Below are 17,307 nucleotides of genomic sequence, written 5' to 3' on the forward strand. Positions count from 1 at the left end.
ACGTAAATCATAAGTTTACATTGCATTATTGTTACACTTAAACACCCAACACAAAACTAAAACACTAATATACAAACAACTAAAAACAAAAAAACCTGCAAGATTTCTCCTACAGGTTACACAATTCATGTTAAACTTAAAATAAACTAAACACTTACATAAACATGATTGTCAGTTAACAACGAAATAAACTATTCAAACTCTTTATCGTAATACGTTTTTGCATCAGCAAGCAGCATATCAATCACCTCTCTTTCACGAGCAATTCTACGCTCATCCCAATCCAAATACTTTATAAAATCTCTTAATGCTATTTCTAAAAACTCTTCTACACTAGGAATGTTAAAATACATACGTCCGGTTCTTCTTACAAAGAAGTCTGCCAATCCATTTGCCATTTCAAAATTTACTGCATACCAAAGCTCAGCTCTTATTAAATTCTCTACAGGATTCTTTCCAATAAAGAAATCCATTTTTTCTATGATATCATTCGCTTTCTTACCATAGGTAGTACACAAATACCAAGCATGGTAATCATTCTCTATGCCCTTACTCTTTAAATCCTCTGTTAATTTTTGCTGATAGGCTTCTACTTCTTCAGACGAACTTAACATTGGAGTTACCAAAGGAATTTTATCAGTAAAAGAAGATTGCAATTGTTCCTTTGTGCTTTCTGATACATTCTTTAAAACAGCATCTATTACTCGATGAGCCATTCTTCTATACCCTGTTAATTTACCTCCTGCTATAGAAATTAAACCAGAGTCGGAAATAAACAACTCGTCTTTTCTAGACAATTCTGATGGATCTTTTTCCTCTTCGTGAATTAACGGTCTTAGACCTGCCCAGTTAGATTCTATATCGTCTATAGTTAAATCTACTCCTGGGAACGTATGATTGGTTGCTTTTAACAAATACTCTGCATCCTCTTGTGTTGCCACTACTCTATCTAAACTTCCATAATAATTGGTATCTGTTGTTCCTACGTACGTGCACCTTCCTCTCGGAATCGCAAAGACCATTCTTCCATCCTCTACATCAAAATATACTGACTGATTAATCGGTAATTTTTCGTAAGGAAAAACAATATGAACCCCTTTGGTTAAATGCAAATGTTTGTTATTCATAGATTCGTCTTTTCTACGAAGTACATCTACCCAAGGTCCAGTAGCCGAAACATAATTCCTGGCACAAATATTAATTTTCTTTCCTGTGTTATGATCTACACAGTTTAAACTTTCAATTTTTCCATCGCTACCATATAAGAACGATTCCATCTCGCAATAATTCAGAATAGTAGCTCCGTATTCAGCCGCTCTTTTAATAATTTCAATCGTTAAACGAGCATCATCGGTTCTATACTCTGCATAGTATCCACTTCCTAAAACCGTACTTTCATCTAACATAGGTTCTTTTTCCATGGTAGACTCCTTATCTAACATTCTACGTCTATCATCTCCATCCACATTGGCCAACATATCGTAGACTTTTAACCCAATAGAAGTCATCATTTTACCATAGGTTCCCCCTTCAATTAAAGGCAATAACATTTTTTCTGGTAAAACCAAATGCGGGGCTAGCTTGTGCACAATGGCTCTTTCTGATCCTGATTCTCTTACCAAACCAATCTCTAGTTGTTTTAGATACCTTAGTCCTCCATGAATCAACTTGGTAGACTTATTACTTGTTCCCGATGCAAAATCATTTTTCTCTATCAAACACACATCCAAACCTCTAGAAGCAGCATCTAGTACAATACCAGCCCCTGTAACTCCACCTCCAATAACAATTAAATCGAACCTTTTATTTACAGCCTTTTTTAATTGCTTTTTTCTATCTAACACCGAAAAACGGACTGTTTTGTCTTTGTTTTTCTTCTTCTTTTGTGTCATGGTTTTTTCTACTGCTTTTACCCAGCCCGCGTACTTTACCTTTCTTAAACCTGTCTCCATCTTAGGTTTAAATACAGTATCTACTTCGCGTATAATATCTACATCTCTTCTGTCCCAAACTCCTGCTTTTATTCCCGCTAAATAAGCTGCTCCAAAAGCAGTTACTTCAATATTTTTTGGACGATCCACCTCAACATCTAAAATATCCGACTGAAATTGCATTAAGTAATTATTCGCACTCGCACCTCCATCTACTTTTAACGTAATAATTTCTTTACCACTATCTTCAATCATGGCATCTATCACATCTTTTGTTTGATAAGCCAAGGCATCTACAGTTGCTTTTATCAATTCTTTCCTTCCTGTATCTAAGGTCATTCCATAAATACTTCCTTTGGCCTTTCCATCCCAATAAGGAGCTCCCAAACCAGCAAAGGCAGGAACAACATAAATATCTTTTAATGGTGGAATGCTATTGCATATTTCCTCGGTTTCTTGAGCACTGTTAATTAACTTCATTTGATCTCTTAACCACTGAACCGAAGCTCCTCCCACAAAAATACTTCCTTCTAAAGCATAGTTTACAGGCTCTGAATCTAAAGAACAAGTTAATGTGGTTAACAATCCTTTTTTAGAGACCACCTGATTTTCTCCAATATTCAACAACATAAAACATCCTGTTCCATAGGTATTTTTAGCAATTCCAGATTTAAAACCTCCTTGCCCAAACAATGCAGCTTGCTGATCTCCTGCTACTCCATAAATTGGAATTTCAGTTCCATTAAATTCAATATTTCCAAAATCCGAAGAAGAACTTTGTACACTTGGCAACATAGATTTTGGAATCCCTAATTGCTCCAGCATAATATCGTCCCACTCCAATCTGTTGATATTATAGATTAAGGTTCTAGATGCATTGGTATAATCTGTTACATGTTTTTTACCGTTGGTTAATTTGTAAATCAACCAAGAATCTATGGTTCCAAAACACAAATCTCCATTCTTAGCCTTCTCTTTTGCTCCTTCTACATTGTCTAAAATCCATTTAATTTTAGTTCCAGAAAAATAAGCATCCAACACCAAACCTGTATTTTCCTTTACATAATCGGACAAGCCCATTAGCTTGAATTCTTCACAGATATCTGCTGTACGTTTATCTAACCAAACAATGGCATTGTAAATAGGCTCTCCAGTAGCTCTATCCCAAACAACGGTAGTTTCTCTCTGGTTGGTAATCCCTACAGAAATAATCTCTTCTGGCTGAATTCCCAAATCATTCATTGCTTGCTCAAAAGTTTCCAACTGATCCCTATAAATATCCATTGGATTGTGCTCTACCCATCCAGATTGCGGATAGTGTTGCGTTAATTCCTTTTGCGCTATTGCTTGTATTTTTCCTTGCAAATCAAAAACCACAGTTCTTGTACTGGTTGTTCCTTGATCGAAGGCTAGTATATATTTTTTTTCCATTTCCTTAAACTTTTAAATGTTTAACGTTGTATGAATTCTATTTCTTAAAAAATCAAATAAGTACTTAGTACTAAAATTGTGATTACTAAACCGACTACTTTAGCATATTTCCAAGGGATGATTTCTATTTCATCTGTAACCTTTGGCTGATACATCTTTTTATTAGGATATAGTTTTCCCATTACCAACATAAAGCCTACATTTAAAACAAATAGAATTCCCATAACATGTAAAAAGTGTGGATACGCTTTTGCTTTTATAATGCTCAACTCTTTAGCGTTTGTAATTCCATTTACTGCAGCTTCAGATAGTGCTGTTTCTATAAAGTAAGGACTCAATACAAACTGACTCACCAAATACAATAACACCCCTATAGTTAATACTAATTTTGCTGCTAAAGCAGGCACTTTTTTGGTGGCCATACCCACGGTTACTACAGCCAAAATTGGCACACTTAAACTTCCTAAAGACTCTTGAATGTAGGAAAACAATCCATCTGGAGCATTGGCAATAAAGGGTGCAATACTCATAGATACAATGGCTAAAAACATTCCAAATACTTTACCCGCTTTTACCATTTGTAGTTCAGAGGCGTTCTTGTTAAAGTATTGTCTGTATAAATCCACACCAAATAATGTAGAACTACTGTTTAACAAACTATTAAAAGAACTCAATACCGCTCCAAACAATACGGCTGCAAAAAAACCTAGAAAGGCTGCCGGTAATACTTTTTTAACCAAAGCAGGATAGGCTTGATCTGGATTTGCCAAATCATTTCCGAAAATATGCCAAGCTATTACTCCTGGAAGTACGACTATAATTGGTATTAAAAACTTTACAAACCCGGCTAAAATCATCCCCTTTTGTCCTTCGGCTAAACTTTTTGCACCAAAGACACGTTGTAAAATGGATTGATTGGTTCCCCAATAATACATTTGGGCAATCATCATACCTGTAAAGATGGTACCAAAAGGTATAAAAGAATCAACCTCTCCTTTGGCATTGAACTTTTCTGGGTTTGCTGTCCATAGTTCATCCAATCCGTTAGAAACACTTCCGTCTCCAATAAGCATTAATCCAAATATTGGAATTAATAATCCTCCTATTAACAAACCAATAGCATTTACTAAATCTGATACTGCTACTGCTTTTAATCCTCCAAAAATGGCATATATAGAACCAATGGTACCTATAGATAACACACAAATCCATATAACTGAAGATTGTGACATTCCTAAAGCTTCAGGCAAATCGAACATGGTACTAAATGCTAAAGAACCAGAATATAAAATGGTTGGTAATAGCACGACTCCAAAAGCTACTAAAAACAAAATCGATAAAATAGATTTTGAAGTAGCATCAAAACGTTCATGAATAAATTGAGGTATGGTTGTAATACCCGATCGCATGTATTTGGGTAACAAATAAATTGCCGTTACTATCATAGAAATAGCCGCTAAAGTCTCCCAGGCCATTACCAAAATACCTTGCGCAAAAGATTGACCGTTTAACCCCACTATTTGCTCTGCAGATAAGTTGGTTAGTAACAATGACCCTGCAATAGTAATTGCCCCTAAACTTCTTCCTCCTAGATAATAACCATCGGCAGATTTTTCATCTGTTTTTCTTGTAGCATACCACGCTATAAAAGCTACTAATGCAGTAAACCCTACAAACGATACGATAGATAATACATCCATAATTTTATTATTTTTTAGTTAATCTAATCAAACCACAAGCAGGAACATCAATACTACATACTCCTTGTGCTAATTTGTAATCGTCCTCTTTAACTATCCTTCCTTCACAATCGTAAACGATACCTGAATACGTTCCAAAATCCTCACCAAGTTCTAAAATCAACTTGTTCGTTAATTTTCCGTTTAATATATCTAATGAGTCTACTTTGTGTTTTACAGGTGCTAATGAATCATCAAAAACTCCTAACAACATTTTGTTAGACTTTACAACTTGCTTAATTGGGTAATTCGCTAATGGATTAAAAGCGGTTAGATTTCCTGTAGTAATCAACGCTCTATTCTCGTTCCAATACTGTGTATAAAAACGTACCATATTGATATGATCCTGAGGATAATCTTTTAACAAGATAGAGATTTGAGGCACTCCAAACAAGGTATTTACCATTTGCAATGCTGCTACTTCAACCGTCTCTTCTTTATGCCAAGTAATCATATCTGAATGTACTGCTGTGTTTCCTGCTAACATCTTAATATCTGCAATACGAATTCGATTCATAACTGCATCTCCTGGACAATCAAAAGCACGAAACATGTTTCCATACTTTCGCATGGCTGGCCCCGTATACTTTTGCCTAAACTCTATAAACACATCTGGATTGATGGCTCTTAACGTAGTAATTACATCCGTTAATAAACGATCAACAGCTTCGTTAATGGATTCATAATCCATTTCATCTGATTTTTCTGCTTTGGTTTGTGGGTAAAACCTGAAATCATCAATAAAATCTAGCTTAAAACCATCTAAACCCCATTCCACCAAAGCAGATTTATAGATATCAATCAAATATTGTCTTACTTCTGGATATCGTGGATCAAAAACAGGAGCCCATCTGTGGTCGTCTGTTAAGAGTTTATCTTTAAACTTAGGATAAGCTTCTGATTTTTTTCCACAAAAAGGTACCGAGTACCAAAAACCTACTTTCATTCCCGTTGCATGCACGGCATCAACGAATTCTTTGGTTTTGTTTAGTCTTTCGGGTTTCCAGTCACCAGTAAAATCATATCCACGGTTGTCATCTTTTGTCTGCCAACCATCGTCTATAATAATAGCTCTGTACCCTAAGTCATAAGCCAATTTGCACTCTTCTATCAATGATTCTTCATCTAAATTCTGATGAAAATTATACCAAGTAGAATACAATGGCATTGTTGCAATTTCGGGAACTGGAGTAGGTTTTAGTTCCTCAAATGTTTCCCACCAAGAGGCTACTTCTTTTATAGACTCTGAAAAGTGGATATCTCTAGTATCTATGCGCAATTGCATAGAAAAATCTTTCTCTAACTCTGTTGGTTCCGTAAACAAGGTTACAAAACAATAGTACATATCATTCTCCTCACGAATTCTTGCATTTAACTCCAACTTATTAATAGCATTAGAACAAGCAAAAGTCATTCTATTACTATCATCATGCCCAAACAAACTAACAACAGGAGCATCAATAGAAATTCTAGACTCCATATGGTCCAACTCCCAATCGGCCATAATTCTCTTGGCAAAATCCGTAGTTGGTTTCCAAGTTCCTTTTACGTTGTATGCTGGTACCTTCCACTGTAAAGTCAATGGTTTTACTTCTTGTGACTTTATATGAATATCAAAAACAGAAACCGATTCTACTTGAAAAAGGGGGGTAATTGTAACCTTTTTTCCTTCTCCTCCACCAATGATTTCTATATCGTTCTCTAAAATATGTATGGTATCTTTAATCATTCTCTTCTCTTTTAAATTCTAAAAAATGGTTGCTTATTGATTATTTCTTAATGCTTTTATTTCTTAATTGATTTGTTACTGATTATACGACTCTTTTAGCAAGAGTAATGGCCACCTAATACAACAGAAGTAATTCTGTGGTTTTTGTATTTTTTAGTGTTTTGGTTTAAAATGATCTTTGTAAGGAAAGATCTGAATGATGTTGATTAGCGTTTTAAAATACCAAGGCCAAGTTCTTATACCTGACCTTGGTAAAACATTTATGAAACTAACTCAAATTAATATCCTGGGTTCTGATCTAAATTTGGATTTGCATCTCTTTCCGAATTCGGAATCCAAATAAGCTCGTCTCTGTTAGAAGTAAAAGCACCTCCACTTAAAGATTTTGGATGATTTGTTTGTGCTCCTCCACTAACGTGTAATGATGTTGCTCCCAAGTAGTCATCTGCTAACCCCCAACGAACCAAATCAAAGAAACGATGTCCTTCTCCTGCCAACTCCATAGCACGCTCCTCAATAATTGCCTGTCTTACATCTGTCTGAGAAGTTGCTGTTGTAGCCGCTATTCCTGCTCTTGTTCTCACTTGGTTGATATACGGAATTGCATTTCCTGTTTGGTTGTCTTCATTTAAAGCTTCTGCCAACATTAACAACACATCTGCGTAACGAATAATTCGCCAATTGTTCCCAACATTTTCTCCTAGTAAAGCTACATTTGACCTTGTTCCAATATCCATTCCTGAATATTTTTTAGAGAAAATTGGCTCTACACCAGCATCGGTAGCAGCAGTAATATCTCCTGCAAAATCTGTTGTATAATTTGTTCCTCCATACCCTGTAGAACCTACATAATCATATGCCAATGTTGCATTTCTTCTAAACACATCTCCGTTATCCTCAAACAACTTCTTTAACCAAGGATTAACAACATGACTCTTATCAGGTGACTTTGTTGGTGGAGCATAATCAATATGGTAGTTCCCCATAGTTCCTGCTAAAGGAATATCAGTTCCCCATACAAAAGTTGACTGTCCTAAGAATTGTAATTCAAAAACGGACTCACTGTTGTTCTCATTTGTAATTCCAAAGTTCTGTCCGTAATCAGCTCCAGACAACAAAGTATACTTACCAACTAGTGTAGCCAAAGCTTCGTGTGCTTCTTTCCATTTTTGTTGGTACAAATAACTCTTCCCTTTTAACGCTGTTGCAGCTCCACTTGTTACCCTACCAACGTCTTCTCCAGACCAAGATTCTGGTAACATGGTTTCTGCTTTCTCTAAATCGCTTATAACTTGGTTCCACACATCCTCTTTAGCTGCTTGATCTACCAATAAATTATTTAAATCTGGCATCTCTGTTACCAAGGGCACATTTCCATATAAGTTTAATAAATACCAATAATCAAAAGCTCTTAAGAAGTATGCTTGTCCTACCAACTTATTATAATCGTCTGTAGACAATGCTGTTTCTGATGTATTGATAATAATGTTGTTACATCTAAAAATAGACTTGTATAATTCTTGCCAAGGCTCTGTTGCCCATCTGTCTCCAGGAGCTCCCAAGAAAGTAGACATTGCCGTGTTACTACCAAATGGAAACACATTAAACTCGTCCGATCTTAACAAAGCACCTGTGTGAATAATTCTACCCCAGAAAAAAGTTCCTGTAATTGGGTGAAAAGCTCCACTTACTGCCTCTTTAACTTGCGCAGCAGAAGTTCCAAAGTTTGCAGTAGACACTGCATTATTATTTACCTGATCTAAAGCATCTTCTGAACATCCGGTAGATAATGTTAGCACCGAAAGTAAGGCAATACCTATAGATTTTATGTTTTTATATTTTCTCATGACTTTACTTTTTAAAAGGTTGCTTTAATTCCTAAACTAAACGTACGTGCATTTGGATATGCTCTTAAATCTAACCCTCTTGTTAATAATGGGTTTACTGCACCTCTAATACCAGGAACTCCCGAGTTTACATTAGAACGTCCTCCACTTGCAGAAGCCACATCAGGATCATAACCACTGTAATCTGTTAAAACAAATACGTTTTGCACGTTTACAGAAACTCTTAAATCATCTATCCAGTTTAACTTTTCAATTTGATCTTTAAAGTTGTATCCTAATTCAATATTCTTTAATCTTAAGTAAGAACCATCTTCTACAAAGAATGATGACGGAGCTCTATTCCCTCCTGCATCTGTAATGGTTGCTTTTGGAATATTGGTATTTGTGTTGGTTGGTGTCCAAGAATTTAATACATCAGACAACTTACCTCCATCTTGCCAGAAAATGTTGTAGTAACGTCCTACATTGTAAATTTCATTTCCGTAAACCCCATTAAAGTTTAAGGCTAAATCAAAGTTTTTGTATTCTCCTTTTAAGTTTAAACCGTAAGTAAAATCTGGTGTAGGATCTCCAATCATAGTAATGTCATTCTCATCAACATTTCCATCTCCGTTTGTATCTACTCTTACAAAATCTCCCGTTGCAGGATCTACTCTATCCTCTACTACGTATCCGTAGAATGCACCTACTGGAGCGTTTGCTTCTGTTCTGTTTACTACACGTAAATCTTCGTCAATACCAGGTCCTAAGATGGTTGCTGGAATATCTCCTGCTTCCATTTTTAAGTTGAATGAGAAGTTTGTCCCAATAGAGTATTTAAAATCACCTTCTGATTTTTTATAACTCAATTCAAATTCAAAACCGTTATTTACAATCGTACCTGCGTTTCTTACTACTGGTAAACTCACCCCAGATGTAGATGGCAAATTAATTGGTACAATGGCATCATCAATATTCTTAGTATAGTAATCTGCTGTAAATTTTAATGCATTGTCAAACATGGCAATGTCTACCCCTACATCAAACGTCTTTGTAGTTTCCCAAACCAAATTAGGATCTGCTAAAGCCAACTGAGCAATACCTCTTGAGTTTATTCCTCCAAAACTTGTTGCTGATTGATTTCCAAAAACTCCTTGCGTTGGATAGAACGTTGTAGGATAAGATCCTAATTCTCCATAAGAAACTCTTAACTTTAAGAAATCTACTACTTCAGAATCAAAAAACTCTTCGCTAGAAATGTTCCAAGCTCCAGAAACTGCTGGGAAATACCCCACTCTGTTTTCTTTCGCAAATCTTGATGAAGCATCACGTCTTACGGTTGCAGAGAATAAATACTTTTCATCATAAGAATAGTTCAATCTAGTAAAGTACGACATTAATACTGCTGTATTATCTACACCCAATGCACGTACAACCTCTCTAATGTTGTTTGCAACTTTTACATCGTTAGAAGGAGTTCCTTCTCCGTACAATCCACTTCCGTTTTGTGTTTCTACAAATCGGGTATGTCCTAATACTGCGGATATCTGATGCTTCTCTGCAAATGTTTTGTCATACGAAATTGTAGGCTCGAATAATAAGTTGATATTCTCTTGCGTATAATTTGTTAAATCATTGGCCACATTTAAGTTTCTAATAGGGTCAATGGCATTGTCTGGATCTGTTAACTGAAATGTAGGTGTAAACTGAAATACGTTTACATTTCTATAATCCACACCAAAATTACCAGACACCTTTAAATTCTCGTTTACCTCGTAATCTAATTTTAAAGTAGAAAATGCAGTTCTAGTAGTTTGCAAATTCTCCTCCATAGTTGCCAGTGCATATTGGTTTAAACCTCCTGGTCCATGAATAGGATCTACAATACTTCCAAATCCTGCTGCATTATTAGGATCGTTAAAAGCAACTGTTGGAGCAGTAACGGCATCGAAACCAAACCAATTATTGTTTTGCAACTTCCCTTCTGCCAACCCTAATGAGTGGGTAATTTTTACTTTATCTATTTGATGTTGAGAATTAAATCTTGCATTTAATCTTCTAAATCCAGAACCTATTAAGATACCATCTTGGTTAAAGTAATTAAAAGATCCATAGTAAGATGAATTTTCTCCTCCACCTGAAATAGACAATCCGTAATCTTCTACAATTCCGTTTTGTAACGATTTGTCTTGCCAGTCTGTGTTAACACCATTCCAAGTAACACTCTCCGTAGAACCATCGTTTACAAAACGCTGGTTTAAATAACTCGTATATTGTTCTCCATTGATAAAATCTAAACGATTACTTGGAGTATCAATACCAATTCTTGAGTTAAAAGTTACTTTTAAATCTTTGTTTTTAGTTCCGTGATTTGTTGTAATTAAAACCACCCCATTTGCGGCTCTAGATCCATAAATTGCGGCTGCAGCTGCATCTTTTAATACAGAAATATCTTTAATATCCTTAGGGTTTACGTAATCCATATTGTCTACGAATAAACCATCTACTACATACAACGGATTGGCATTACTTAAAGAACTAATACCACGAATAAATACGTTTGGAGATCCTCCTGGTTGTCCTCCCGGTGCCTCTACCTGAATACCTGACAACTTTCCTTGTAATGCATTTGTAGGGTTTGCTGCAATGGTATTCACAACATCCGATCCTTTAACAGTTGCTACCGCACTAGTTGCTGTTTTTTTACTAGTAGTACCATATCCCACTAACACTACAGCATCTAAAGCTTCTGCATCAGCCTCTAACTGTACGACTAATTTTTTTTGATTATTGAATGTAATCTCTTTCTTTTTAAAACCGATGTAATCAAAAACAATTACATCTCCTTTTTTTACTGAAGGAAGCTCAAAATTCCCATCGAAATCTGTGGTAACTCCTTGTGTAGTCCCTTTGATAATTACACTTACCCCTGGTAAAGGAAAATCAGTATCACTAACAGTACCTGTTACAGTAGTTTGTGCACTAACCCCAAATCCTACCAACAGTATAACTGCAAAAAGGAGTTGCTTGAGTATCTTGTTATCCATTTTAGTTAATTTTTAGTTAATAATTAGTTTTTTTTTGATAGCTGCTTCAAAATCGCAAACTGTGATACAGTGTGCTACTTTTACAAATATACACATAAATGTTATATTTTCAATACATTAGACATATATTGAATAAAACAAAATATAAACCTTGTAAAAAAACAGATATAATAATTAAAACAAACCTAGGAAAACACTACAATTGTAGCACACTGTATCACAGTTTGTTTTTTTCAAAAAAAAATAAAAAAAGGAGATTTTAGATCTAAAAAAAGGGATTTTACCGATCTAAATTGAGGTAAAAAAGAGGTGAAAAAATCTTAATTTGGAATAACACAAAGGATTTTGCTTTAAAGCGAGCTTCTTCTTTTAATTTCAGAAGGAATAATTTTTTGAATAATCTTACGATCCTTTACAAACTGAGCTGATTCAACTGCCATTTTTCTAAAATCTGCAGAAAAAGTAGTAATTCCACCAAAAATAACCTCTTTTAAGTCGTTATCATTGTGTGTTAGTACACCAATATCTTCGCCTATTTTGTAAGTAGCGTTGGTAGCATCTTTTAATAGCTGCCCCAGTCCAGTATCACTTATAAAGAAATACATTGCTCCTTTTTCTAAAATAGGAGTAGTATACTTTGTTGCAACAGAACCTACCAACCCCGTTTCTTTTATAAACTTATCAAAAGCTAATTTAATACCTAAAGGATAATCCTGATCTTCCCTGTAAAACAGTACTGTTTTCTTGTACTTTTTAATCTCTGGTAATAAGTTTTTTAAATGCTTATAAGTAGACTGTTCAAACTCTTGTGAAATATAAGAATACGCTACAGGTACATCAATAAATCTATCTACAATTAAAAGCTTATCAGCAGGTATTTTTTTAAGAATATCCGTAATCTCTTCATTTGGAATTGGAGCAATTACATACATACCATATTTGCCCTCTATAGTTTCTAAAGTACTTTTAAATACTTCTGTATTGTGGTGATGAAAGAAAATATCTATTTGATAATCCTCTCCTAATTCTTCTCTAAAAGTATTGTAGAAATCCTCCTGGAATGCTCGAAAAGAATACATTAACAAAGCTACCTTTAGTTTAGATTGTGTATTGGTACTTGCTATGTAAAATCCTTTAAAATTCTCGGATTCTACAATTCCTCTACTTTTTAGCTCGTCGTAAGCTCGTACAATTGTTTTTCTAGCAAAACCAACTCCGTTTACCATATTGTTAATGGAAGGTAATCGATCTCCTCTTTTTAACTTTCCATCATTAATGCAATTGATAACACCATTGACCAATTGATCTCTTTTTGATCTAACCCCTCTCTGTTGTAACTCCAATATCTCTTTGAACAAAAACTCCATAAAACTGCATTAATACTTCTAAAGTAGGGCTAAAATAGGATAAAATCAATAGACTTATGATAAAACCAAAACACCAGCCTTAACTAGCTGATGTTTTTAAAGTTATATTTGTCTACTCTTGAGTGTATAAAAACAACTCTTCTATAGATACTTGAAAAAGTTGAGACATTTTAAATGCCGTTGGCAAACTAGGATCAAATTTTTCCTTTTCTATCGCATTGATTGTTTGTCTAGAAACCCCAATAATTTCTGCCAAATCTTCTTGGGTAAGTTTACGAAGTTTTCTTAACTCTTGCACTCTATTCTTCATTAACTATATCTTCTTGTGTTCAAAAATACAGATATTGCGTAAGTTAATCCCATAAACATTACCAAGAATCCTATTTGAGCATCATGCTTAATTAAATTTACTTGATCCAAAAGGGAATACGTTAATCCCACAATTACTGTTAATCCCATTGTAAGTGCCATAGCTTCTAAAAAAATTTTCTTTTCTAATTCGTCATAATGATTTACTAAATTTCTGTTAGCCACAATCATCCAAACTCCGTTTGAAAAATTTACTAACACTGCAAATACCGTTAATACCGTATGATTGTCCCATATAAACTTTGGGCCAAAAGTAGCAATAGCTAGAGTAGCTACCCAACTCCATGTCCATAGCGCTAATTTTCTCAATAATTTTTTTCTTTGTTGTTTCATATCTTAAAATGTAAAGTTTACTTTACAAATATATAACTATTTTTAAAATGTAAACAAGACTTTACATTTTAATTTTTAAGTATAAAAAAGGCTCAATAATTTATCGTTATTAAGCCTAGTTGTTTACTTGCCTTAATTGACACAAATAAACTGGGGAGAATCATTATTTTTTATCACCAGTAAATACTGTTTATTCTTAATTGTAACAGAAGACATGTCTTTTACGTCTCCATCAATCATCAACCCTGAAGAAGTATTTGAAACTTCTTTAAAGCCACCTTTATCATCACCTTTTAAGAAAACTCCCATTCCAGCATCATTCCTAGGAGTCTCTATTTCTGAAGAAAACAAATTCCCTGTTAACACCAAATCTTTTACTCCGTCTTTATCTACATCTTTTGCAATAACCCTGTTTACCATAGAAAACTGAGCCACATTTGGTAACTTCCTTTTTCTAAACTTACCACCACCCAAATTCTCTATATATACCGATGCAAAATTTTTGGCTTTGTAATGGATCTCCGCTTTGTCCAGTTTTTCTTTACCATAAACTCCAGCTACATCAGAAGCTGCAAACGTGGTATAACTCTCAAATTTCTTTTTTAAGGATGGAATTTGCTGAGTAGAACAAGATTTTCCTCGCACCGGAAATAGTTTTCCAAAGTTGTAATAACTCAACACAATATCTTTCCGTTGGTTATTATCAAAGTCGTCTGCAAAAACCTCGAACGGCTCTGCTACAGAAGCCTGATATTTGTAATTTAATCCCAGATTACCCACTACATAATCTAAATCTCCATCATTATCAAAATCATCTGCTACAATGCTAGACCACCAGCCAGAGTTATCTACCAATCCCGTAGCTTCTGTAACATTTACAAATCCGTTTTCTGTATTGCTATAAAACTGTACCTCTGTCCATTCTCCAACAAGAATTAAATCTAAGCTTCCATTATTGTCAAAATCACTCCAAACAGCATCGGTAATCATCCCTATGTTTGTAAAATCGGGAGCTATTTTTTCTGTTACATCTGTAAAAACTCCACCATTGTTATTCAATACATAACTTTTACTAGGCCAAGGATACTGACCAGGAACCAATCTTCCTCCCACAAACAAATCTAAATCTCCATCCTTATCATAATCTCCTGCTACAACCCTAGAACCGCTTGAGGTAATTTTAGGCAAGCCCTTTTCACTTTTATTAAAATTCCCTGCTCCATCATTTACATACAATCGATCTTGAAAAATTTCGATCCCTTTTGTTTTATCATTTCCACCACTAACCACATACAAATCTTTATCTCCATCTCCGTCAACATCAAAAAACAAAGCCCCCATATCTTCTTTTTCCTTGTCTTTAGAAAACACCTCAACATTACTTTTATAGAATTTTCCTGATGTATTTTGAATGTATAACACTCCAGATTGACCAGAAGCACCACCTACATAAAAATCATCTAATGTATCGCTATTAACATCGGCAACCGTTACACCAGAACCTAGCATAGATGTTGAGTGTGGCAGCAAAGGCTCATGGTAATAATCGTTATAATCATCTTCTTGATGCACAAAATCAACTCCTAAAGAATCAGGGCTAACCGTTTTAAAAGTTTTATTTGCAATCCTACTGCTTGACTTACCTTGGACAGCTGTTTTATAGAAAATCTCTAAACTCTGATTCGTTTTTACCTCCTTCAACTGGGATACTTTTCCATCTGGCCAAAGAACTTTTACCTCATCGACTATTTTTTCTTTACCTGTTCCAAAATGAATTTTAGGACTTACAGACGACTGGAATCCTCTAGTTAATGTTAACTCTTGATATTGAGACAAACCATTAGTAGAAATATAAATTTTTGCTCCTAACCCGTTTCTGTTTTCTTTTGTCCCTTTTAACTCAATCTGTAAAAAGTTATTCTTAGCCGCATTGTTGTTCTCATAAACACTTACCTGCTGATCTATATTATTAATCACAAAATCTAAATCACCATCGTTGTCTAAGTCCGCATAAGCAGCTCCATTAGAAAAGGTTTTCTCTTCCCATCCCCAGTCTTTTACCTTGTTTTGAAATGTATAATCCCCATTATTCCTATACACATAATTTGATACTTTTTCTGATGGAATTTTATTCACCTCTTCGGCTGTTAATTTTACACTTCCAAAATGATTACGTTCTTTAAAACTTAAGAAATAATCTCTGTTATTGATGTCTCTTCGCGTTCCATTAGAAATGGTAATATCTTTCCATCCATCGTTATCTAGATCTGAAAATAAAATAGACCAACTCCAATCTGTAGTAGCAATTCCAGCAATTCTAGAAACCTCACTAAAAGCAGGATTCCCATTTGGTTGTACTCCTCTATTCAGCTGCAAACAATTTTGCATGTATTGGTAATGCAAACCTGCATCTACCATACTTGTAAAACTGTACGGATTCATACTCCCCATGTTCGCTTTAGAACGCATGTTATCTTCTGGAGTCATATCTACCTGCCCTATATCTAGCAAAGCATCGTTATTAAAATCGGCTATATCTACCCCCATTCCGTACTGAGCAGTATGCTTTATAGTCTCTTTTAAGACTTGCCTAAAAGTCCCATTACCATTATTTATATACACAAAGTCCGATGATTCAAAATCATTAGAAATATAAACATCTTTAAAACCATCATTATTAATATCTGCAACCGTAGCGCTTAAAGAAAGTCCAAAGTTTAGAACACCAGCTTCTACCGTGACATCACTAAAAGTACCATCTCCATTGTTTCTGTATAGAATATCAGAATCTTCCAGTACAGGATTATTCATTTTTTGTTGATATGTAGATACATGTGTATTGAAAGGAGTTGGGGGATAATTTGCCAAATACAAATCTAAGTCCCCATCGTTGTCATAATCAAAAAAAGTACTTTGTGTGGTATGCCCATTGTGGTTAATTCCATAGGCTGCTCCCTGTTCAGAAAAAGAAACATTTCCATTATCATCCAAACCTTTATTTACGTAGAGCAAATTATTTCTCTTTTCCCCTTTCCCAGAAACACTTACATAAATATCTAAAAATCCATCGTTATTGATATCTACCATGGTAGCACCTGTAAACCATCCTTCATCACCTTCTACATTCGCTTTTTTAGTAATATCTTCGAATCTTAAATCTCCTTTATTTAAATACAATGCATTGGGTTTCATATTTGCTGTAAAGAACAAATCTTCCAATCCATCATTATTTACATCTCCTACAGAAACCCCTCCTCCCATATACATATAAGGGTAGGTAAAATAGTTTAATTTATCGTTCTCTGTAATATCGTTAGAAAAAGTAATTCCTGTTTTATCCGAAGAAAGTAATGTAAACTGCTTTTTGTTTTCCTTTTTACAGGAAGCTAACAAACACACTACGACAAAAGAAAAACCTAAAATTCTCATCACACATCTCTTTTAAATTAAAAACACGCATAAAAAAGACTCTTTTTTTACACTTATCACAAATATAAACAAAAAAGAAAACAAAAGTAGCACACTGTATCATAGT

At 34.7% G+C, this 17,307-nt stretch carries 9 protein-coding genes; all 9 read right to left on the bottom strand.

The genetic code is table 11. The features are described from left to right. Nucleotides 1-191: 191 nt before the first annotated feature. Entirely contained in the window at nt 192-3,362 is a 3,171-nt protein-coding gene (gene glpK / locus ACXHHC_RS07140; protein ID WP_458228947.1) for a glycerol kinase GlpK, read from the bottom strand. A gap of 44 nt (nt 3,363-3,406) precedes the next feature. Then, entirely contained in the window at nt 3,407-5,062 is a 1,656-nt protein-coding gene (locus tag ACXHHC_RS07145) for a solute:sodium symporter family transporter (RefSeq protein WP_458228948.1), read from the bottom strand. A gap of 7 nt (nt 5,063-5,069) precedes the next feature. After that, complete coding sequence (locus tag ACXHHC_RS07150) at nt 5,070-6,830, bottom strand: glycoside hydrolase family 36 protein (RefSeq protein ID WP_458228949.1); 1,761 nt, start codon at nt 6,828-6,830, stop codon at nt 5,070-5,072. Nucleotides 6,831-7,108: 278 nt separating this feature from the next. Continuing rightward, entirely contained in the window at nt 7,109-8,677 is a 1,569-nt protein-coding gene (locus ACXHHC_RS07155) for a RagB/SusD family nutrient uptake outer membrane protein (protein ID WP_458228950.1), read from the bottom strand. An 11-nt stretch (nt 8,678-8,688) separates the two neighbouring features. Continuing rightward, on the bottom strand, nt 8,689-11,703 hold the full coding sequence (locus tag ACXHHC_RS07160) for a SusC/RagA family TonB-linked outer membrane protein (RefSeq protein WP_458228951.1): 3,015 nt from the start codon (nt 11,701-11,703) through the stop codon (nt 8,689-8,691). 350 nt (nt 11,704-12,053) lie between these two features. Next, the gene (locus ACXHHC_RS07165; RefSeq protein ID WP_458228952.1) at nt 12,054-13,070 is read right to left on the bottom strand and encodes a GntR family transcriptional regulator; all 1,017 of its coding nucleotides are present in this window, start codon (nt 13,068-13,070) and stop codon (nt 12,054-12,056) included. 112 nt (nt 13,071-13,182) lie between these two features. Continuing rightward, on the bottom strand, nt 13,183-13,380 hold the full coding sequence (locus tag ACXHHC_RS07170) for a helix-turn-helix transcriptional regulator (RefSeq protein ID WP_458228953.1): 198 nt from the start codon (nt 13,378-13,380) through the stop codon (nt 13,183-13,185). Continuing rightward, on the bottom strand, nt 13,380-13,772 hold the full coding sequence (locus tag ACXHHC_RS07175; protein WP_458228954.1) for a hypothetical protein: 393 nt from the start codon (nt 13,770-13,772) through the stop codon (nt 13,380-13,382). Before ACXHHC_RS07175 ends, ACXHHC_RS07170 begins: the two co-directional genes overlap by 1 nt. A 132-nt stretch (nt 13,773-13,904) precedes the next feature. Then, on the bottom strand, nt 13,905-17,201 hold the full coding sequence (locus ACXHHC_RS07180) for a VCBS repeat-containing protein (protein ID WP_458229235.1): 3,297 nt from the start codon (nt 17,199-17,201) through the stop codon (nt 13,905-13,907). Nucleotides 17,202-17,307 lie beyond the last annotated feature (106 nt).

The organism is Wenyingzhuangia sp. IMCC45574 (genome assembly GCF_054182685.1).

Excerpts from the sequence above, each read along its gene's own strand:
- glpK (WP_458228947.1), bottom strand. The coding sequence starts at position 3,362 with ATGGAAAAAAAATATATACTAGCCTTCGATCAAGGAACAACCAGTACA.
- ACXHHC_RS07145 (WP_458228948.1), bottom strand. The coding sequence starts at position 5,062 with ATGGATGTATTATCTATCGTATCGTTTGTAGGGTTTACTGCATTAGTA.
- ACXHHC_RS07150 (WP_458228949.1), bottom strand. The coding sequence starts at position 6,830 with ATGATTAAAGATACCATACATATTTTAGAGAACGATATAGAAATCATT.
- ACXHHC_RS07155 (WP_458228950.1), bottom strand. The coding sequence starts at position 8,677 with ATGAGAAAATATAAAAACATAAAATCTATAGGTATTGCCTTACTTTCG.
- ACXHHC_RS07160 (WP_458228951.1), bottom strand. The coding sequence starts at position 11,703 with ATGGATAACAAGATACTCAAGCAACTCCTTTTTGCAGTTATACTGTTG.
- ACXHHC_RS07165 (WP_458228952.1), bottom strand. The coding sequence starts at position 13,070 with ATGGAGTTTTTGTTCAAAGAGATATTGGAGTTACAACAGAGAGGGGTT.
- ACXHHC_RS07170 (WP_458228953.1), bottom strand. The coding sequence starts at position 13,380 with ATGAAGAATAGAGTGCAAGAGTTAAGAAAACTTCGTAAACTTACCCAA.
- ACXHHC_RS07175 (WP_458228954.1), bottom strand. The coding sequence starts at position 13,772 with ATGAAACAACAAAGAAAAAAATTATTGAGAAAATTAGCGCTATGGACA.
- ACXHHC_RS07180 (WP_458229235.1), bottom strand. The coding sequence starts at position 17,201 with ATGAGAATTTTAGGTTTTTCTTTTGTCGTAGTGTGTTTGTTAGCTTCC.